This window comes from Flavobacterium sp. N1994 (assembly GCF_025947145.1).
Classification (GTDB): Bacteria; Bacteroidota; Bacteroidia; order Flavobacteriales; family Flavobacteriaceae; genus Flavobacterium.
The window spans coordinates 2,982,636-3,005,217 of sequence record NZ_CP109999.1 but is presented as its reverse complement, the minus strand read 5'-3'; the positions used below and the strand labels follow the sequence as shown (position 1 = coordinate 3,005,217).

The following is a 22,582-nucleotide window of genomic DNA, read 5'->3' as shown; positions in this document are numbered from 1 at the left end:
TTAGTGGGTTCAATAAAGTTCATGTAAATGATTATGAGAAGAGATTCTTCCTTCGTCAGAATGACAAATTAAACTAATACTCAAACTTTCCGAACTCACTAGTAATGGTGAGTTTTTTGGTTTCACTAGCTTCTACTCTACCGACAATTTGAGCCTCAACACCAAAAGATTTTGAGATTTCGATGATATCTTTCGCAATAGCTGAAGGAACGTATAATTCCATGCGGTGACCACAATTGAAGACTTGGTACATTTCTTTCCAATCCGTTTTAGATTGTTCTTGGATTAGTTTAAAGAGCGGTGGCACCGGAAATAAATTGTCTTTGATGACGTGAACCTTATCCACAAAATGCAAGACTTTAGTTTGGGCGCCGCCTGAGCAATGCACCATTCCGTGAATATCATTTGGTGTGTATTTATTTAAAATTGATTTGATAATGGGCGCATAAGTTCTTGTGGGGGAAAGCACCAATTTCCCAGCATCTATAGGTGAGTTTTGAACAGCATCCGTCAATTTTACATTTCCAGAATACACTAAATCATCAGGCACCGAAGCATCAAAACTTTCAGGATATTTATCGGCTAAATATTTAGCAAAAACATCATGTCGTGCCGAGGTTAATCCGTTGCTTCCCATGCCGCCATTATAACTCTTCTCATATTTGGCTTGACCGAAAGAAGCTAAACCAACAATGACATCACCAGCTTGAATATTAGCATTGTCAATCACTTCACTGCGTTTCATTCGGGCAGTAACTGTGGAATCTACGATAATGGTTCTTACTAAATCCCCAACATCTGCCGTTTCTCCACCAGTAGAATAAATGGTAACTCCATAGGTTTTTAATTCAGCGATTAACTCTTCTGTTCCATTAATAATGGCTGATATGACTTCGGCTGGAATTAGGTTTTTGTTTCTGCCAATGGTAGAGGAAAGCAAAATAGTATCCGTTGCTCCCACACAAAGTAAATCGTCAATATTCATAATCAAAGCATCTTGAGCAATGCCTTTCCATACCGAAACATCTCCAGTTTCTTTCCAATACAAATACGCTAAGGAGGATTTTGTACCAGCGCCATCCGCATGCATAATGAGACAGTAGTTGTCGTCATTAGTCAAATAATCGGGAACAATTTTGCAGAAAGCTTTAGGAAATAACCCCTTGTCGATGTTTTTAATAGCATTGTGAACATCTTCTTTAGAAGCGGAAACCCCACGAAGATGGTAGCGTTGACTGTTATCAGAGCTCATGTGTAGTAGTTAGTTGTGTGTCGCAAAGATAAGTATTTCAATTGTGAATTGTGAATTGTGAATTGTGAATTGTGAATTTTAGGAATCTTATTTCTCTACAATCATAATCTCTACACGGCGATTTTCGTCTTCTTCTTGTGGTGTTTTTTCGGGGATGGGATGAATAGGTCTTGACGTTCCAAAGCCTTTAAAAGTCATTCGTTTTCTGTCAATTTTATTACGGAGCAAAAAGTTGTAAATAGCTCGTGCTCGTGCAGTAGAAACATCATTTAAATCACTGACCAACTGGCAACAGATGTGCCCTTGAATTTCAATTTTGAGTTTGGGATTTTCTTCCATGGCGCAACGCAAGTCGATTAAAGTGGGTTCAGACTTAGGAACAATTCTTGCCGAATTATTAAAGAAATAAATATTAGGTAAAGCAATGGTTTCGCCAACTTTAGAATTTTTAATCCTCTTAGTCAATTCACTTTCGACAGCAACAACTTCGGGTTCTTTATAAAAAATAGTGACTTTTCTATTCTCAGCTTGCACTTTGGATTGCTTAAAATCTTTACCAAAGGCAATTTTCTCTATATTTTTATTGAACTTTAATCCACTTTTATCCAATAAAATCTGAACATTTTCAATACGTCTTAGCGCTAATTTTTTATTGTAATCTTTCGTGTCAATACTATCGCAATAGCCTAATAGCTTTGTGATTTCTACATTTTTATTTGTGGCAATCCATTCGTTAATTTCTAGAATTGATTTTTGATTGGGAAAATCTTTATTAAAATCGAAAAAAACATCAAGTTGCTTTTGCCCCAACGATTTGATTGAAACCAGAAAAAATAATATGATAATGTTTAATTTCATTATTTATTTACAATTAGAATTTCTACTCTACGGTTAGCTGCGCGTTCCTTTTCATTTCTTTCCGGCAGTTTATATATCGGGTCATTACTTCCGTAACCTTTGAATGCAAGTCTGTTTACCTCAACTCCGTTTGTTGTCAAATATTTAAGAATAAAAAGCGCCCTTCTATAAGACAATTTGGTATCATTCGGATTTGGGTTACAGCAAATATGTCCGTGTATCTCAATCACCAGTTTCGGATTATTCAGCATAATATCAAGCAATTCATCCAAAAGAGGTATCGATTGATAGATCAGTTTTTCTGAATTAAATTCGAAGTTGATATTTTTTATTCTAATCAAGTCTCCTTTTTTGGCTTTTTCAAATTTCGATTCTAATGTAGCTCTTTCTTCTTCTACAATAGCTTCTATATCTGCAGCCTCTACTATATCCTCTGGTTCATTTTGCTTTGTTTCCTCTCCTTTGAGTTCTCTTTCTGGTCTTCTGCCAAAAGGACCTTCGGGTATTGTTTTAGTATTTTTTACAGCTTCATTATTAGTTGAAATCAAATTATAAAACACTTCTACTTTTCTGTTCTCGCTTTGATTTTTAGAAAACTTAAAATCTTTGCCAAATGATTTTAGCTCTACTTTATCTGCTATCTTAACCCCATTCTTATTCAAAAATGCTATCATCGAATTGACTCTTCGCATGGCTAAATCTTTGTTGTATTTACTATCATCAACGCTATCGCAATAGCCTAAAACCCTTGTAATTTCAACATTTTTATTTTTCAAAATCCATTGATTCATCTTTACTTGCGATGCTTGATTAGGGACATCTTGATTGAAATCAAAAAAAACATCAAACTTGTTTTGACCAATACAACCTAACGAAAATAACAGAACACAAATTAAAAAAGAATGACGCATCTTAATTATCTACAATTAAAATTTCAACACGGCGATTAGCAGCTCGTTCTTTTTCGTCTTTTTCAGGCAATGGGTAAATTGGATCTGTGCTTCCAAAACCTTTATAGGATAATCTTGCTCTGTACACATCATTGGCCACTAAAAAATTGTAAATGGCTTTGGCTCTTTGGGTTGATAAATCTGTTCTATCCACAGGCATACAACATAAGTGTCCTTGAATTTCAATCTTCAAAGTGGGATTACTTCTAAGAACTAAAAGCAACTCGTATAATTTTCCACGTGATTCTGGGACTACTGCAAAGGTGTTGATGATAAAGTTGAGATTGTCTATTTTAAGTTTTTCTCCCGCTTTAGCATGTCCAATTTTATTCATAAAAGCCCTGTCCAATTTGAATTCCGATTGGGTTCCGTTAGGGTTGTCAAAGACTAATTTTTCTGGATAATCGATATCAGGTTTAGGTTCTTCAACAACAACTTCTTTTTTGATCCCTAGAATTTCATCTTCTCGTGGGATGTCTTTTTCTAAAATATAATACACCAGTACTTTTCTGTTTTCTGCTTTATTTTTAGATTGTTGAAAGCTTTCCCCAAAACTTCTAGTTTTAAAATCTTCTCTGATTTTGATTTGGTTTTTGACTACATTAAATATGAAATTCACTCTGTTTTGAGCCAAAGTATCATTGAATCCGTTAGTACCATCTTCATCAGTAAAACCGTGAATAGCCACAATTTTATTGTTTTTGTTTTCACTAATCCAACCAGTAAGTTTTGCTTGTTCCTTGGCATTTAATTCAAATTTATTGCTGTCAAAATAAAGAGCCAATTGCTCCTGTGCACGAAAAGAAGTTGCAATAAGAAGAAAGAGAAAAACAAAAATAGGTTTCATACACTGGTTTTAATACTAACGAAAGTTACACAAAAATAGTATTTGATAGTATAAATTAGGTTAAATAGTTCCTTAATAATATTTATATTTGTAAAAAAAAACTCTAGCAAATGAAACAACTAATACTATTTACGTTTTTAATCATAACCGTTTCAGCCAGTTCGCAATCTCTAATACAATCCGTTAACTCGGGAAGTTTGATTACTGCAAGTTCTTCAGTTTCTATTGGTGAAATTGTGGTGGTTCCTCAAAATCAATCCCAATCTAGTTCTGGAATAATTGGAATCTTGGTTCAAACATTGGAAGTTCCAAAATTGGAATTAAGCAACAAAATTACGGTTTATCCAAATCCAACCACGTCAACGGTATACTTTCAAACAGATACCAATCTACTGGATGAGAAAGTTTCTGTTTTTAATTTATCGGGACAATTAATCTCTGAAAAGAAAATAACAGGAGACAATGCTTTGGATTTATCGGAGCTTTCTTCGGGAATGTACCTTATTCAATTCGCTAACAAGAGCATCAATTCCTTTAAAATAATCAAACATTAAAATCAATTTTCTATTATGAAAAAACTATTTATATTATTTACCCTTTTTATTTCCTTATTCACATTGGCTCAAGTCCCTCAAGGCATTTCTTATCAAGCGATTGCTTTAAATGGTTCAGGAGCTCCTGTTGTGAGTTCGAATGTTAGGGTGAGACTTTCAATTCTTGACAGTACAACTTCTGGAACCGTTTTATATTCAGAAACACATTTAAAAACCACTAATGCCCAAGGATTATTTAATCTTGTTATTGGGCAAGGGACAGTAGTTTCGGGAACTTTTGCCACCATCAATTGGGGAATTAATTCTAAATTCTTGAAAGTGGAGATGGATGCTACTGGAGGAACAACTTATGTATTGGTTGGCACAACACAATTACTTTCAGTTCCATATGCTATGACGGCAGGGAGTTTAGCAGATGCTTCTGCAAATGACAGTATAGAAAATAATAAAACTTCAAATTTTGCTTTTGCTAGCACTTCAGGCAATGTTTATGCTTTTAATGCTACTACTGGTGCTTGGGTTGGTCAATCTGGATCAGTTAGTGCAGTTGGTGGATTAATTAGTTCTAATAAAAATGTTGCTTTTCGTAGTACCTCTGGAACGGTATATGCTTTTAATTCTTCAACAAATACATGGATAGCACAATCAGGTACTGTTAGCAGTTCAGGTGGACTAATAGGTTCTAATGGAAATTTTGCTTTTGCTAGTACATCTGGAACGGTATATGCTTTTAATAAAAATACAGGAATCTGGTATGGCCAAAGCGGATCTGTTAGTAGCACTGGAGGTTTAGTAGGATCTAATGGAAGTTTTGCTTTTGGCAGTACTTCTGGAACCGTGTATGCTTTTAACCCATCAACAAATACTTGGATTGCCCAATCAGGAACTGTTAGCAGTTCAGGAGGACTTATAAGCTCTAATGGAAATTTTGCTTTTGGTACCACCTCTGGAAATGTATATGCTTATACAAAAAGTTCAGGAGTATGGACAGTTCAAGCTGGAACAGTTAGTGCTACCGGGGGATTAATTTCTTCCCCTTCTAATTAAAAAAAAGTACTATTTATTATAATCGTAGAATAAAAAAAACCTGCTCTTATCAAGCAAACATATAATCAAATACAATGAAAAAAATATTAATAATAGCGTCACTATTTCTATCTGCTTTAACTTTTGCACAAGTCCCACAAGGGATATCCTATCAAGCTATAGCTATAAATGGTTCAGGTGCTCCTGTTGTAAGTGGCAACGTAAGAGTGAAACTTTCAATATTAGATACTTCTGCGACTGGAACCGTTTTATATTCAGAAACACAATTAAAAACCACGAATGCTCAAGGTTTATTTAATCTTGTTATTGGTCAAGGAACAATAGTTTCGGGAACTTTTACTGCCATCAATTGGGGAACCAATTCTAAATTCTTAAAAGTTGAAATGGATGCAACTGGTGGGACAACCTATGTTGCTGTTGGTACTACACAATTGCTTTCAGTTCCTTATGCAATGCATGCAGGAAGTGTAGCTAGTATTGCTGGAAACACAGGGATAAATGATGATATCGTTTCCAACCAATCTTCTAATTTTGGGTTTATTGATTTCTCCGATAGCAAAGCCTATGTTTTCAACAGTATTATAGGGACTTGGTCTTCTCAAGCTTTTAATCCTAATTCTTCACCTGATTTAGTAGAAACTAAAGGTAGTTTTGCTTTCATAGATTTTACGACCAGTAAGGTTTTTGTTTGTAATGGAAAAACCGGAATTTGGTCCTCACAAACATTCAATTCAAATTCCTCACCTACTTTAACGGCTTCTAATGGAAATTTTGTTTTTACCGATTATTCAGGTAGTAAAATATATTCTTATAACGGTAAAACAGGTGCATGGTCTTCACAAAGCTTTAATCCAAATTCTTCTCCTGACTTAGTACAAACCAATGGTAACTTTGCCTTTGTAGATTTTACAGACAGTAAAGTCTATGCCTTTAATGGTAGAACAGGCAGTTGGTCATTTCAAACATTCAATTCAAATTCCTCGCCTACTTTAACAGCTTCTAATGGAAATTTTGCCTTTATAGATTTTACAGATAGTAAAGCATATACTTATAACGGAAGAACTGGAACTTGGGTTTCACAAACATTTAACTCGAATTCATCACCAACAATAACCGTTTCAGAAACAAATTAAAAGAGTTTTATTGAAGTACACCTTGCTACTATTTAAGTCCTTATTATTTAGATTACATAAAGCATATAAAACTTTACATTATGAAAAAAGTATTACTATCCCTTATATTATTTATTACTTTTCATAGTTGGGCACAAGTACCTCAGGGTATTTCTTATCAAGCTATTGCTCTAGATACTAATGGAAATCCTATTCCAAATTCCGTTATTGGTATTAGACTTTCTATACTTGATAGTAGTGTCAACGGGAGTGTTTTATATACTGAAACTCATCAAGTGACTACTGGCAGGGGAGGATTATTTAATTTGATTATAGGATTTGGTACTCCAGTTACAGGTACATTCCCTGCTATTATTTGGGGTACTAATACTAAATATTTAAAAGTAGAATTAAATCAAACCGGCAGTGGTTCAAATTACAACTATGTTGGTACGACCCAATTGCTCTCAGTGCCTTATGCTTTGTATGCAGAATCAGCCCACAATGTTAATGCTACTGATATAATAGGCTATACTGATTCTAATGCTAGAACGGTTGGGTACATGACATCAAATACCGGATACTGTTTTTTAAATGGGTATAACACGGCAAACCAATGGTTTTCACAACCATTATCGGGTCAACCCATAAAAATCGTAGGATCAGACTTTAACATAGGAATATTAACTTCAACACATGCTTATGTTGCTGCAATAAATAGTGATAATAATAATATTCAATGGTATTCAATTTCTTTAACAGGAACTCCAATAAAAATAATAGCTACTGGTGGAAAATTTGGAATATTAACAACTACTAATGCTTATGTCTTTTCAGATAGTGAAGATGCCAATAACAATGTGACTTTTAGTTGGTTTAGTCAAAGCCTTAACGGGACTCCTATTGATATTATGCCTTTATTTAGAGGGATTGGAGTTGTAACAACCACTAATGGCTATGGTTTTGGCAAAACAATTTCTAATACCAATACTGTATCTACCTGCAACTGGTATGCTTCAAACCCTATAACGGGCCAATTTATTAAAGCTATGGTTAATGAAGATCTATTTTCTATTTTCACATCAACCAGTTGCTACACTTTTGCTCCTGTGTCAATTTCAAATGCGATTGGATCATTCAACTGGACTTCAGTAAGCATGAACGGAAGTTTTATTGATGCTGCTAAATAAAAAAACCGCTCAATGAGCGGTTTTTTTTTATGAGTGGTATTATCTAGTAAACAATAACTCTCTGTATTTGGTTAGCGTCCAAATTTCATCATCTACTAGTAATTCTAATTTATCACAATGTTCGCGAATTACTTCAAAATAAGGTTTTACTTTATCACAATACGCTTCGGCCATTTTTTGGGCATCTGTTAAAGCATTAGCTTTTTTACGAGCTTCGGTCATTTCCTCTACTTTGGTGTTGATACCTTCAATATGATGAGATATTTCTTTGATTAACGAAATTTGTTCTTTGGCTATTTTCTCAAAGTCTTTTCCGAAAATTTCTTTTAATCCACGTACGTTTTCAATCAAGGTATTTTGGTAACGAATAGCTGTTGGAATCACATGATTGCGGGCAATATCACCTAATACTCTACCTTCAATTTGGATTTTCTTAGTGTACTCTTCTAGTTCAATTTCGTATCGCGCCTCTACTTCAACATGGTTCATTACATTTAAGTCTTTGAACAAGTCTAAAGCTTTATTAGAAACTTTAGCTTTCAAAGCAGCTGGAGTAGTTTTATGATTGCTCAAACCACGTTTCTTAGCTTCTTTTTCCCATGCATCACTATATCCATCACCTTCAAAAAGAATGTTTTTAGTATCCTTAATGTATTCTCTCAAAACATTAAAAATGGCTTCGTCTTTCTTCAAATCTTTTTTCTCGATTAAAGCATCTACTTCTTTTTTGAATTCTTTTAATTGTTTTGCTACAATCGAGTTCAAAGTAGTCATAGCGTTAGCACAGTTAGCAGAAGAACCTACGGCACGGAATTCAAATTTATTTCCAGTAAAGGCAAAAGGCGAAGTTCTATTTCTATCAGTATTATCTAATAATACATCTGGAATTTTACCCACTACATTTAACTTCAAATCTGTTTTTTCTTCAGGTGATAATTTCCCTTTGGTTACCCCTTCTAAATCGGCTAAAACTCTGGTTAATTGAGCACCAATAAAAACAGAAATAATAGCTGGTGGTGCTTCATTAGCGCCTAATCGGTGATCGTTACTAGCCGTTGCAATAGAGGCTCTCAACAATTCTTCATATTCATTAACCGCTTTGATGGTATTAATGAAAAAGGATAAAAATTGTAAATTACTCATTGGTGTCTTTCCTGGAGACAATAAATTCACTCCAGTATCTGTTGCCATTGACCAGTTATTATGTTTTCCAGAACCATTAACTCCTTTAAAAGGCTTTTCGTGAAATAGCACTTTAAAATCGTGTCTTTCTCCCACTTTTTGCATGACATCCATCAACAAAGAATTGTGATCAACCGCTAGATTCGTTTCTTCAAATATTGGAGCCAATTCAAATTGATTTGGAGCTACCTCGTTATGTCTTGTTTTTACAGGAATACCTAGTAACATACATTCTTCTTCCAATTCTCTCATGTAGTTTAAAGCACGTGAAGGAATAGAACCAAAATAATGATCATCTAACTGTTGTCCTTTGGCTGAAGTATGTCCCAATAAAGTTCTACCAGTCATGATTAAATCGGGACGAGAATTAGCCAATGCGGAATCAACCAAAAAATATTCTTGTTCCCAACCTAGAGTGGCGGTAACTTTTTTAACATTTTTATCAAAATATTTACATACATCAGTTGCCGCTTCATCAACAGCATTTAAGGCACGTAATAGAGGTGTTTTATAATCTAAGGCTTCACCTGTATAAGAGATAAAAACAGTAGGAATACATAATGTAGTTCCGAAGATAAAGGCTGGAGAAGTTGGATCCCAAGCTGTATAACCACGAGCTTCAAAAGTATTTCTAATACCACCATTTGGAAACGAAGAAGCATCTGGTTCTTGTTGTACTAATTGTCCTCCACCAAATTTTTCAAGAGGATCAGAACCATCATAAGAAGTTTCAAAAAAAGCATCATGTTTTTCTGCAGTTGCTCCCGTTAGAGGCTGAAACCAGTGAGTATAGTGAGTAACGCCTTTGGCAAGAGCCCATTCTTTCATTCCCATTGCGATATAATCAGCAAGCTTTCTGTCAATTTTAGTTCCATGCTGCACGGCATCTTTTACCCCCTTGTGAGCGTCAGAAGTCAAGAACTGCTTCATGGCTTTGTCATTAAACACATTGGAACCGAAAAGGTCTGATTTTCTTCCGGCTTCTTCAAATTTTACAGGTTTTCTACCTGATGCATCTTTTAATGCTTGGAAACGTAAAGTTGACATAAATTTAAATTTTAATATTATACCCTATTAATTTAGCACAAATATAAAAATATTTTATTCAAAAAATAATTATACCCTATTTTTTATAGGGTCAAAATACTAAATGTTTATTATTTTTATAAAAAGTTATTAATTCGTTAAATAATACCCATAAAAACACAATCCACTATATTTGTAATAATAAATCGTACCTCATGATTGTTTGGATCATTTTTTTAGCCACTATTTTATTATTTTTAGCATTAGATTTGGGAGTTTTTAATAAGACGCCACATATTATAAGCTCGAAAGAAGCAGGGATTTGGACTCTTGTTTGGGTTGTTCTTTCTTTTGCCTTTTCTGGCGTTATCAACTGGTTGTATAGCACTAACTACATTGCCAATCCAACAGGAATAAAACCTGCTGTAGCCACCATAAAATATATTACTGGTTATCTTATAGAATTGTCTTTAAGTATTGATAATATTTTTATTATAGCTGTAATTTTCGCTTCCTTTAGAATACCACAAAAATACCAACATCGTGTTTTGTTTTGGGGAATATTAGGCGCTATCATTTTCAGAGGATTAATGATATACTTTGGTGTTGTATTGATAAATAAATTTAGCTGGATGACTTATTTATTTGGAGCATTCTTACTCTTTACAGCTTTTAAAATGCTATTCAAAGGAGATGAAGGAGAGTTTGAACCAAAGAAGTCTTTTGTCTACAGAATGATTAGCAAAGTTATCCCTATAACAAGTCATACAGAGAAAGATCATTTTTTTACTAAAATCGATAGTATCAATTATGCAACACCTCTTTTTGTTGCTTTGTTAGTCATAGAAGTAATGGATATGCTTTTTGCTTTAGATAGCGTTCCGGCAATTTTAGCAATCACCTCTGATCCTTTTTTAGTATTTAGTTCTAATATTTTTGCTATCCTTGGTCTACGATCCATGTATTTCTTTTTGGCCAATATGCTAGAAAAATTTAGTTATTTAGAATACAGTTTAATAGCCATTTTATCATTTGTTGGCATCAAAATGCTGATTGTTGAATATTATAAATTTCCTGAATGGGTTTCGTTGAGTTTTATTGCCCTGTCGCTTATAACTGGAGTAGCTATTTCTGTTTTAAAATCATCTGAAGAAAACTAGTATATCGATTTAATAATAAATAAAAAAAGCCATCTAATTTAGATGGCCTTTTTTTAATAATTAAATTTTATTCTATTACAATGTCCAAGTTCCTGTTGCGGATTGCGAATTACCGTCAGTAACAGTAACTGAGAAGTTACCGGTTCCTAAACCGCTTAAATAAGCAACAGCATCATTTGAATTAACTGTTGAAATTAGAACATTGTTTTTATAAATTTTAAGTTGGTATGGTGCAGTTCCTCCAGTGATAGTAATAGTTACTAAACCATTTCCATCTTGACATACGTCAGGATTAGATCCAATTTGAATGTTTAAAGAAATGCCTCTACTACAATTAATGTATCCATTATCAACAGTTCCGTTGTCAAAATTTTGATTGATAGCCGTTGCGGCATCATTAATAGCTGATAACGAATATTGTGTAGAACAACCTCCAAGAACATTATTTGCTAATTGTAAAAAGTTAGCGATACTCATACCGGCAAATGTCCCCGATTTGATTGTTAATGAACCAAAACTTGTACTACTGGTAGAAAAATTTGGATCATAAACGTCAAAACCTACTGCTAAAGCAATAGCAAGTACTTGAGAAGATAAAACCCCTCTACTAGTAGTTGGATCTGTTGCACTTCCATTAAGAACAGCTGGGCTTCCACCTGCAGGCAAATAATTTGCAACAGCTGATGATGATGTAAAAGTCAATGTATTGCTTCCGCATCCAATCATTACTCCATCAGGAAAAGCAGCATCGAAATTTGCATCTCTGTAACATCCTGGATTGTTTCCGTTACAATTTGTTCCCCATCCACCAATTGTGAATGTTTTGAACTGACCTGAACAACCTTGGCTATACCCTGAAGTGATACCTAACATTAGTGTTAGGATAAAACTAATAAGAACTCTTTTTTTCATAATATTTGAATTTAAAAAGGTTTATAAAACCCTTCAAATAAGCTGAAGGGCTTTATTACCTCTTATTTATAGATTTATCTTTTAATTACTCTTAAAGTTTTAACTTCAGTTCCTTGAGAAACAATTACATTGTATACTCCAGCAGGGAAACGTTCTCCAACTTGCAATCCTGATACTTCATCTGCATTAACCTCACGTTGTTCGATTAATTTTCCAGTCATATCATAAATAGTCACCGCTACTTTATCAACACTTGATGTTGTTACATCTAAGTTGAAGCTACTGCTAAATGGATTCGGATAAGCTTTAGCAGTCATTGTAGTTGTCAAGTTATCATTTGTAGCTTTAGCACAAGTTGAACCTCTAGTGATTGTGAATGTTGCACAAACGCTATCTGAATTACAATTTCCTGTAATACTGTAAACCACTCTCACTGTTCCACCGTATGTCCAACTTGGTGCTACTCTACAATCTCCACTGAAGACTGCTGTTGCTCCACATCCTGAACTTACTGTTGTGAATTGAGCTAACCAATTAGCAAATGCACAATTAACTGCATATTGACTACTATAGTTAGTAGCTGGGTAACTTACATTACATGGTCCTGCTACATCAACAGCACCTCCAGCAACAACTGTAAATCGTTTTGTACAAGTATAAACAGTTGCTTGTGATGTTTGTCCTCCACAAGTAATAGCTTGACCACAAGTATTATTTGTTCTGTAAGTCCAAGTAACATCTACATATCCTCCACACGCTGATGGTGCACAAGATGGTGCATTGTTAGTCAAAGTTCCTGAACTACATCCACCGCTTACAGTTGTTGAAGCTAAGAATGATGTCCATGCGCAATTTACTTGTGCTTGAGTGCTACATGCTGGTACTGTTACATTATTACCACAGTTGAAAGTCACTGCTGGTGCAGCGGCTACTGTGAAACGTTTAGTACAAGTATAAGTACTAGCAGTAGTAGTTTGACCTCCACAAGTAATTGTTTGTCCACATGCACTACTTCCTGCTGTATAAGTCCAAGTCACGTCTACATATCCTCCACAAGCTGATGGTGGTGTTGATGGCGCATTGTTGGTCAATGTTCCAGTGCTACATCCTCCACTTACGGTAGTTGATGCTAAGAATGAATTCCATGCACAATTAACTTGAGTTTGAGTACTACATGATGGTACTGTTACATTATTACCACAGTTGAATGTTACTGCTGGTGCAGCGGCCACTGTGAAACGTTTAGTACAAGTTTGTGTTCCTGTAGTTGAAGTTTGACCTCCACATGTTACTGGTTGACTACAAGTACTGTTTGTTCTGTAGGTCCAAGTTACATCTACATATCCTCCGCATGCTGATGGTGCATTAGCTGGTGCATTGTTTGTCAATGTTCCAGAAGAACATCCACCACTTACGGTAGTCGAAGCTAAGAATGAAGCCCATGCTGCATTTATTTGTGCTTGTGAACTACAAGATGGTACTGTTACATCGCTTGCACAGTTTAGAGTTGCAGCTGTTGCAGCTTCTACTGTGAAACGTTTAGTACAAGTTTGTGTTCCTGTAGTTGAAGTTTGACCTCCACATGTTACTGGTTGACCACAAGTACTGTTTGTTCTGTAAGTCCAAGTTACATCTACATATCCTCCACAAGATGCTGGTGGTGTTGAAGGTGCATTGTTTGTTAATGTTCCAGTAGAACATCCTCCGCTTACAGTAGTTGAAGCCAAGAATGAAGCCCATGCTGCATTTACTTGTGCTTGAGTACTACAAGAAGGAACTCTTACATCACTTGCACAGTTTAGAGTTGCAGGTGTTGCTGCTTGTACTGTGAAACGTTTAGTACAAGTTTGTGTTCCTGTAGTTGAAGTTTGACCACCGCATGTTACTGTTTGTCCACAAGTACTATTAGTTCTGTATGTCCAAGTAACATCTACATATCCTCCGCATGCTGCTGGTGGTGTAGATGGTGCATTGTTTGTCAATGTTCCTGCACTACATCCACCACTTACAGTAGTTGATGCTAAGAATGAAGTCCAAGCAGTATTCACTTGAGCTTGAGTGCTACAAGAAGGTACAGTTACATTATTTCCACAATTAAGAGTTGCAGCTGGTGCAGCTTCTACTGTGAAACGTTTAGTGCATGACACTGAATTCGTATTACTGCTTCCACAACCTGATTGTTGTCCACATACACTTACAGTATAAGTCCAAGTAACATCAACATAACCTCCACATGTTGAAGGTGCGCTACAAGAACTTCTTGTTAACACTCCGTTACATCCACCTGAAGCAGTTGTTGAAGACAAGAATGAATTCCAAGCTGCAGTTACTTGTGCAGCTGTGCTACATGCTGGTACTGTTACATTATTACCACAGTTGAATACCACTTGCGATGGTGCAGCAACTGTAAATCGTTTAGTACATGATTGTGTAGTAGGAGTTCCTCCACATGATCCTGCAGTGTAAGTCCAAGTTACATCTACATATCCGCCACATGCTGATGGCATAGTACAAGTACTTCTTGTTAACACTCCATTACATCCACCACTTGCAGTAGTTGAAGCTAAGAATGCATTCCAAGCTGTAGTTACTTGTGCAGCTGTACTACAAGCTAGTACGGTTACATCAGTTCCACAGTTGAATACAACTGGAGAAGACGCAGCAACTGTAAATCGCTTAGTACAAGTATACACTCCATTAGAACTTGTAGCTGGAGCACCACAACTAGTTGCAGTTGTTCCACAACTACCAACTGTATAAGTCCAAGTAACATCAACATAACCTCCACACAATGATGGCATTGTAGCTTGAGTTCTAGTTAATACTCCATTACATCCACCTGAAGCAGTTGTTGAAGTTAGGAACGAATTCCATGCTGCTGCTAATTGAGATTGAGTGCTACAAGCAGGTACAGTTACATTATTTCCACAATTGAATACCACTGGAGCTGGAGCTGAAACAGTAAATCTTTTAGTACATGATACTGTATTACTACTTCCACATCCTGATTGTTGACCACAAGAACCTACTGTGTAAGTCCAAGTAACATCTTTATAACCTCCACATAATGAAGGTGGTGTTGTTCCATTGTTTGTCAGTACTCCGCTACATCCTCCTGTTGCTGTCGTTGAAGCTAAGAATGAATTCCAAGCTGCAGTTACTTCAGCTTGTGTGCTACATGCTGGTACTGTTACATTAGTTCCACAGCTTATAGCTACTGGTGCTGGTGCTGCAACTGTAAATCTTCTAGTACAGTGTACTGAATTACTGTTGCTTCCACACCCTGATTGTTGTCCACATGTACTTACTGTATAAGTCCAAGTAACATCTACATATCCTCCACATAATGCAGGTGCACTACATGCAGATCTTGTTAATACTCCATTACATCCACCTGTAGCAGTTGTTGAAGCCAAGAATGCACTCCAAGCAGCATTTAATTGCGCTTGTGTGCTACATGCTGGTAAAGTTACAACATTACCACAGTTGATAACAACTGGTGCTGGAGCTGCAACTGTGAATGTTTTAGTACAAGATTGAGATGTACCACATCCAATTACATTATAAGTCCAAGTAACATTTACTGAACCTCCGCACGCTGATGGTGCTGTTGTTGGCGCATTGTTTGTAATCGAACCATTAGTACAACCTCCACTTGCAGTAACTGAAGCTAAGAATGAAGCGTATGCCGCATTAACTTGAGCTTGTGTACTACATGCTGGTACTGTTACATTAGTTCCACAATTGAATACAACTGGTGTTGCTGGTGTAATAGTAAACGTAGCTGTACGAGTAGTTGATTGGTAACATTTATCAGATACTGTATAAGTAACTGTTGTTGCTCCTCCACAATATGCAGGTGCAGAAGGTGTTCCTTCTCCAAAGCTTCCTACTGGTGAACATCCTCCACTTACTGTAAATCCTGATAACCATGTAGCGAATGCTGCATTAGCTGCATCTTGATTGGCATAAGAACATGCTCCAGTTGTACTGTCTTGTGCGCTTGTCACATTAACAGCTGGTGCTGGTGTAATAGTAAACGTAGCTGTATGAGAAGTTGATTGGTAACATTTATCAGATACTGTATAAGTAACTGTTGTTGCTCCTCCACAATAAGCTGGTGCAGAAGGTGTTCCTTCTCCAAAGCTTCCTGATGGTGAACATCCTCCACTTACAGTAAATCCTGCTAACCATGTAGCGAATGCTGCATTGGCTGCATCTTGATTAGCATAGGTACAAGCTCCAGTTGAACTGTCTTGTGCACTTGTCACATTAACTGCTGGTGCTGGTGTAATAGTAAACGTAGCTGTATGAGTAGTGGTTTGGTAACATTTATCAGATACTGTATAAGTAACTGTTGTTGCTCCTCCACAATATGCTGGTGCAGATGGTGTTCCTTCTCCAAAGCTTCCTACTGGTGAACATCCTCCACTTACTGTAAATCCTGATAACCATGTAGCGAATGCTGCATTGGCTGCATCTTGATTGGCATAGGTACATGCTCCAGTTGAACTGTCTTGTGCACTTGTCACATTAACTGCTGGTGCTGGTGTAATAGTAAATTTAATTGTCACTGAACCTGAGTAACATTTATCTGTTACATTGTAAGTAACACAAACTGAACCTCCTGAACATAATGATGGTGCAGTTGGATGCCCTTGAACAGTTCCAACTGGCGAACACCCACCACTTACACTTAATCCATTTAACCATGTGTTAAATGCAGCATTTAATGCATCTTGATTTGCATAAGCACAAGAACTATATGTTACATTACTAGCTGCATTTATAACAACTGGCGCTGGTTGTGAAATAGTAAAGGTAGCTGTATGAGTTGTAGTTTGGTAACATTTATCAGATACTGTATAAGTAACTGTTGTTGCTCCTCCACAATGAGCTGGTGCTTGTGGAGTTCCTTCTCCAAAACTTCCTACCGGTGAACATCCTCCACTTACTGTAAATCCTGATAACCATGTAGCGAATGCTGCATTGGCTGCATCTTGGTTGGCATAATTACATGCACTCGTTACACTATCTTGTGCACTTGTCACATTAACAGCTGGTGCTGGTGTAATAGTAAACGTAGCTGAATGTGTAGTAGTTTGGTAACATTTATCAGATACTGTATAAGTAACTGTTGTTGCTCCTCCACAATAAGCTGGTGCAGAAGGTGTCCCTTCTCCAAAGCTTCCTATTGGTGAACATCCTCCACTTACTGTAAATCCTGCTAACCATGTAGCGAATGCTGCATTGGCTGCATCTTGATTGGCATAAGAACATGCTCCAGTTGTACTGTCTTGTGCGCTTGTCACATTAACAGCTGGTGCTGGTGTAATAGTAAACGTAGCTGTATGTCTAGTTGATTGGTAACATTTATCAGATACTGTATAAGTAACTGTTGTTGCTCCTCCACAATATGCTGGTGCAGAAGGTGTTCCTTCTCCAAAGCTTCCTGATGGTGAACATCCTCCACTTACAGTAAATCCTGCTAACCATGTAGCAAATGCTGCATTGGCTGCATCTTGATTAGCATAGGTACAAGCTCCAGTTGAACTGTCTTGTGCACTTGTCACATTAACTGCTGGTGCTGGTGTAATAGTAAACGTAGCTGTATGAGAAGTTGATTGGTAACATTTATCAGATACTGTATAAGTAACTGTTGTTGCTCCTCCACAATAAGCTGGTGCAGAAGGTGTTCCTTCTCCAAAGCTTCCTGATGGTGAACATCCTCCACTTACTGTAAATCCTGATAACCATGTAGCGAATGCTGCATTGGCTGCATCTTGATTAGCATAGGTACATGCTCCAGTTGAACTGTCTTGTGCACTTGTCACATTAACAGCTGGTGCTGGTGTAATAGTAAACGTAGCTGAATGTCTAGTTGATTGGTAACATTTATCAGATACTGTATAAGTAACTGTTGTTGACCCTCCACAATAAGCTGGTGCAGTCGGGATACTTTGTGTAGTTCCAATAACTCCAAGAACTCCTACTGGTGAACATCCTCCACTTACTGTAAATCCTGATAACCATGTAGCGAATGCTGCATTGGCTGCATCTTGATTGGCATAACTACAAGCATTTGTAGTACTATTATCTGGTGTTGTCACATTAACAGTTGGTGCTGGAGTAATAGTAAAGGTTCTTACAATTACAACTGGCTCATGACATCTATCAGTTACGGTATAAGTAACTGTAGTTGATCCTCCACAATAAGCTGGTGCTTGTGGTTGTCCCTCTCCAAAACTTCCTGATGGGTTAATACCTGCGCTTACACTAAAATGAGCTAACCATGCATTGAATGCTGCATTTGCGGCATCTTGATCTGCATAAGTACAAGCTCCTGTTAAACTGTCATTTGGTGTATTAATAGTTGCTGGTGTTACTGGTGTAATCGTAAACGTAGCGATATGAATTGTTGGTTCATAACATTTATCTGATACTGTATAAGTAACCGTTGTTGACCCTCCACAATATAATGGTGCTTGTGGCTGTCCATAACTTCCCACTGGTGAACATCCTCCACTTACTGTAAATCCTGCTAACCATGTAGCAAATGCTGCGTTTGCTGCGTCTTGATCTGCATAATTAGTAGCGGGAGTTATACTATTTGAAGGTGTATTAACTAAAACAGCTGGTGCTGGTGTAATAGTAAACGTAGCTGAATGAGTAGTGTTTTGGTAACATTTATCAGATACTGTATAAGTAACTGTTGTCGCTCCTCCACAATAAGCTGGTGCTTGTGGTTGTCCATAACTTCCCACTGGTGAACATCCTCCACTTACTGTAAATCCTGCTAACCATGTAGCAAATGCTGCATTAGCTGCATCTTGATTGGCATAAGTACATGCTCCACTTGTACTGTCTTGTGCACTTGTCACATTTACAGCTGGTGCTGGTGTAATAGTAAATGTAGCTGTATGAGAAGTTGATTGGTAACATTTATCAGTAACTCTATAAGTAACTGTTGTTGCTCCTCCACAATATGCTGGTGCTTGTGGTTGTCCATAACTTCCTATTGGTGAACATCCTCCACTTACTGTAAATCCTGATAACCATGTAGCGAATGCTGCATTGGCTGCATCTTGATTTGCATAAGTACATGCTCCACTTGTGCTGTCTTGTGCGCTTGTCACATTAACAGCTGGTGCTGGTGTAATAGTAAACGTAGCTGTATGTGTAGTGGTTTGGTAACATTTATCAGATACTGTATAAGTAACTGTTGTTGCTCCTCCACAATATGCTGGCGCAGAAGGCGTTACCTCTCCAAAGCTTCCCACTGGCAAACATCCTCCACTTACTGTAAACCCAGATAACCATGTAGCGAATGCTGCATTAGCTGCATCTTGATTTGCATAACTACAAGCTCCACTTGTACTGTCTTGTGCACTTGTCACATTAACTGCTGGTGCTGGTGTAATAGTAAACGTAGCTGTATGAGTAGTGGTTTGGTAACATTTATCAGTAACTCTATAAGTAACTGTTGTTGCTCCTCCACAATATGCCGGTGCAGAAGGTGTTCCTTCTCCAAAGCTTCCTACTGGTGAACATCCTCCACTTACTGTAAATCCTGATAACCATGTAGCGAATGCTGCATTGGCTGCATCTTGATTGGCATAAGAACATGCTCCGGTTGTACTGTCTTGTGCACTTGTCACATTAACTGCTGGTGCTGGTGTAATAGTAAACGTAGCTGTATGAGAAGTTGATTGGTAACATTTATCACTAACTCTATAAGTAACTGTTGTTGACCCTCCACAATAAGCTGGTGCTTGTGGTTGTCCATAACTTCCTATTGGTGAACATCCTCCACTTACTGTAAATCCTGCTAACCATGTAGCGAATGCTGCATTGGCTGCATCTTGATTGGCATAAATACATGCTCCAGTTGTACTGTCTTGTGCGCTTGTCACATTAACAGCTGGTGCTGGTGTAATAGTAAACGTAGCTGTATGAGAAGTTGATTGGTAACATTTATCAGATACTGTATAAGTAACTGTTGTTGCTCCTCCACAATAAGCTGGTGCTTGTGGTTGTCCATAACTTCCTATTGGTGAACATCCTCCACTTACTGTAAATCCTGATAACCATGTAGCGAATGCTGCATTGGCTGCATCTTGATTGGCATAAGAACATGCTCCAGTTGTACTGTCTTGTGCACTTGTCACATTAACTGCTGGTGCTGGTGTAATAGTAAACGTAGCTGTATGAGAAGTTGATTGGTAACATTTATCAGATACTGTATAAGTAACTGTTGTTGCTCCTCCACAATATGCTGGTGCAGAAGGTGTTCCTTCTCCAAAGCTTCCTACTGGTGAACATCCTCCACTTACTGTAAATCCTGATAACCATGTAGCGAATGCTGCATTGGCTGCATCTTGATTGGCATAAGAACATGCTCCGGTTGTACTGTCTTGTGCACTTGTCACATTAACTGCTGGTGCTGGTGTAATAGTAAACGTAGCTGTATGAGAAGTTGATTGGTAACATTTATCAGATACTGTATATGTAACTGTTGTTGCTCCTCCACAATAAGCTGGTGCTTGTGGTTGTCCATAACTTCCTACTGGCGAACATCCTCCACTTACTGTAAATCCTGCTAACCATGTAGTGAATGCTGCATTGGCTGCATCTTGATTTGCATAGGTACATGCACCTGTTACACTGTCTTGTGGTTTTATAACATTAACAGCTGGTGCTGGTGTAATAGTAAACGTAGCTGTATGTCTAGTTGGTTGATAACATTTATCAGATACTGTATAAGTAACTGTAGTTGATCCTCCACAATAAGCTGGTGCAGAAGGTGTTCCTTCTCCAAAGCTTCCTGATGGTGAACATCCTCCACTTACTGCAAATCCTGATAACCATCTAGCGAATGCTGCATTGGCTGCATCTTGATTAACATAGGTACAAGCTCCAGTTGAACTGTCTTGTGCACTTGTCACATTAACTGCTGGTGCTGGTGTAATAGTAAACGTAGCTGTATGAGTAGTGGTTTGGTAACATTTATCAGATACTGTATATGTAACTGTTGTTGCTCCTCCACAATAAGCTGGTGCTTGTGGTTGTCCATAACTTCCTACTGGCGAACATCCTCCACTTACTGTAAATCCTGCTAACCATGTAGTGAATGCTGCATTGGCTGCATCTTGATTTGCATAGGTACATACACCTGTTACACTGTCTTGTGGTTTTATAACATTAACAGCTGGTGCTGGTGTGATAGTAAAGGTTGCTGTATGTGTAGTTGACTGGTAACATTTATCAGATACTGTATAAGTAACTGTTGTTGCTCCTCCACAATATGCTGGAGCTTGTGGTTGTCCATAACTTCCTATTGGAGAACATCCTCCACTTACTGTAAATCCTGCTAACCATGTAGTGAATGCTGCATTGGCTGCATCTTGATTGGCATAAGTACATGCTCCTGTTACACTGTCTTGTGGTTTTGTTACATTAACAGTTGGTGGTACAGGAACTGTAAATGTACTTGTACAAGTTTGTTGTTGACCACATTGATCAGTAACCGTCCAAGTAACTGAAGTAGCTCCACCACATGCTAAAGGTGCAGATGGTTGCAAAGGATTTCTAATTAAAGAAGGATTTGTACCTCCTGTATAGCTGAATGAATTTAACCAATTATTAAATGCCGTATTAACTGCGTCTTGAGTTTGACATGCTGTAATTGTTGTTGTTTGAGGACAACTCAAAATAACTGGATTAAATGCTGGTTGTGTAATTGTTTGTGAAGTTGTTGTTTCACATCCTTCAGCTGACATAACATCTACAATATATGTGATACCAGATACACTTCCTGGTAAATTAGGAAATATACCTGTTGAATTAGAAGGTCCACTCGGTAAAAGAGTATAGGTGTAAGTTCCAACATCAGAGAATGAACCTACTGCTGTAAGAGTTGATAATTGTCCGTAACATAAGATTGGACTGTAAGAAGAAGTAGCAGCCACTTTCGATATCGAAACTGATTTACTACACTCACAAAATGTATGAGGAGAACTTGTTGAATTAGTTACGTCTAATTGTAAATTAAACTCTGCAGTAGTAGTACCAGGAAAAACCTGTAACGATTGTGTAGTTTTATTTGCAATTGGATCATATACTACATTCCCATAAGTTCTGATAAAAGCTCCAGAACTATTAGAAGGAAATGAATACGCAAAATTTAAATTATGCTGTGGATCTAAAAGATTTGGCAATCCACTTCTTGCTACCACAATATTAATTGTGATATCGCCTGAAGTGTCTAAAGAATTAGCTACTGCACAACCTTCAAGTGGTCCGATAAGATTACAAGCAGGCACTAATGTTCCTTGTGCAGAAACTCCTTGAGAAAAGGAACCCATAAATAGTAGGAAAACCAAAAGAAATTTGAAATTTCCTTTAAGACTTTCGCAACAACAATAGAAACGATTTTTAAATCTTGTTTCTATACTGAATAAAGTTGAATTTTTCATGTATTAGGTTTTTAAAT

The 22,582-nt window shown here is 37.1% G+C and carries 12 protein-coding genes; 5 read left to right on the top strand and 7 right to left on the bottom strand.

What is annotated here, in order from left to right; all coding sequences use genetic code 11:
• Positions 1-73 precede the first annotated feature (73 nt).
• The 4 genes from OLM53_RS13365 to OLM53_RS13350 form a co-directional block, all read right to left on the bottom strand.
• On the bottom strand, positions 74-1,252 hold the full coding sequence (locus tag OLM53_RS13365) for an AIR synthase related protein (RefSeq protein ID WP_264520721.1): 1,179 nt from the start codon (positions 1,250-1,252) through the stop codon (positions 74-76).
• 87 nt (positions 1,253-1,339) lie between these two features.
• The gene (locus tag OLM53_RS13360) at positions 1,340-2,110 is read right to left on the bottom strand and encodes an OmpA family protein (RefSeq protein ID WP_264520720.1); all 771 of its coding nucleotides are present in this window, start codon (positions 2,108-2,110) and stop codon (positions 1,340-1,342) included.
• The gene (locus tag OLM53_RS13355) at positions 2,110-3,021 is read right to left on the bottom strand and encodes an OmpA family protein (RefSeq protein WP_264520719.1); all 912 of its coding nucleotides are present in this window, start codon (positions 3,019-3,021) and stop codon (positions 2,110-2,112) included. Before OLM53_RS13355 ends, OLM53_RS13360 begins: the two co-directional genes overlap by 1 nt.
• A 1-nt stretch (position 3,022) precedes the next feature.
• Positions 3,023-3,907 (bottom strand): OmpA family protein, encoded by an 885-nt coding sequence (locus OLM53_RS13350; RefSeq protein WP_264520718.1) that lies wholly within the window; start codon positions 3,905-3,907, stop codon positions 3,023-3,025.
• A 110-nt stretch (positions 3,908-4,017) separates the two neighbouring features.
• Here OLM53_RS13350 and OLM53_RS13345 point away from each other — a divergent pair, with 110 nt between their 5' ends.
• The 4 genes from OLM53_RS13345 to OLM53_RS13330 all read left to right on the top strand — a co-directional run bounded on the left by OLM53_RS13345 (position 4,018) and on the right by OLM53_RS13330 (position 7,810).
• Complete coding sequence (locus OLM53_RS13345; RefSeq protein WP_264520717.1) at positions 4,018-4,461, top strand: T9SS type A sorting domain-containing protein; 444 nt, start codon at positions 4,018-4,020, stop codon at positions 4,459-4,461.
• Between the two features lie 15 nt (positions 4,462-4,476).
• Positions 4,477-5,508: a PQQ-binding-like beta-propeller repeat protein gene (locus OLM53_RS13340; RefSeq protein ID WP_264520716.1), complete on the top strand. Its 1,032-nt coding sequence runs from the start codon at positions 4,477-4,479 to the stop codon at positions 5,506-5,508.
• A gap of 74 nt (positions 5,509-5,582) precedes the next feature.
• Entirely contained in the window at positions 5,583-6,641 is a 1,059-nt protein-coding gene (locus OLM53_RS13335) for a hypothetical protein (RefSeq protein ID WP_264520715.1), read from the top strand.
• 80 nt (positions 6,642-6,721) lie between these two features.
• On the top strand, positions 6,722-7,810 hold the full coding sequence (locus OLM53_RS13330; RefSeq protein WP_264520714.1) for a hypothetical protein: 1,089 nt from the start codon (positions 6,722-6,724) through the stop codon (positions 7,808-7,810).
• 39 nt (positions 7,811-7,849) lie between these two features.
• On the opposite strand, the gene OLM53_RS13325 is transcribed toward OLM53_RS13330, so the two are convergent.
• Entirely contained in the window at positions 7,850-10,039 is a 2,190-nt protein-coding gene (locus OLM53_RS13325; protein ID WP_264520713.1) for a glutamine synthetase III, read from the bottom strand.
• A gap of 194 nt (positions 10,040-10,233) precedes the next feature.
• Here OLM53_RS13325 and OLM53_RS13320 point away from each other — a divergent pair, with 194 nt between their 5' ends.
• Entirely contained in the window at positions 10,234-11,178 is a 945-nt protein-coding gene (locus OLM53_RS13320; protein ID WP_264520712.1) for a TerC family protein, read from the top strand.
• 75 nt (positions 11,179-11,253) lie between these two features.
• Here the strand turns inward: OLM53_RS13320 and OLM53_RS13315 are convergent, their stop codons facing one another.
• On the bottom strand, positions 11,254-12,090 hold the full coding sequence (locus OLM53_RS13315; protein ID WP_264520711.1) for a hypothetical protein: 837 nt from the start codon (positions 12,088-12,090) through the stop codon (positions 11,254-11,256).
• A 74-nt stretch (positions 12,091-12,164) separates the two neighbouring features.
• Positions 12,165-22,565, bottom strand: coding sequence for a T9SS type A sorting domain-containing protein (locus OLM53_RS13310; protein ID WP_264520710.1), 10,401 nt, complete (start codon positions 22,563-22,565; stop codon positions 12,165-12,167).
• Positions 22,566-22,582 lie beyond the last annotated feature (17 nt).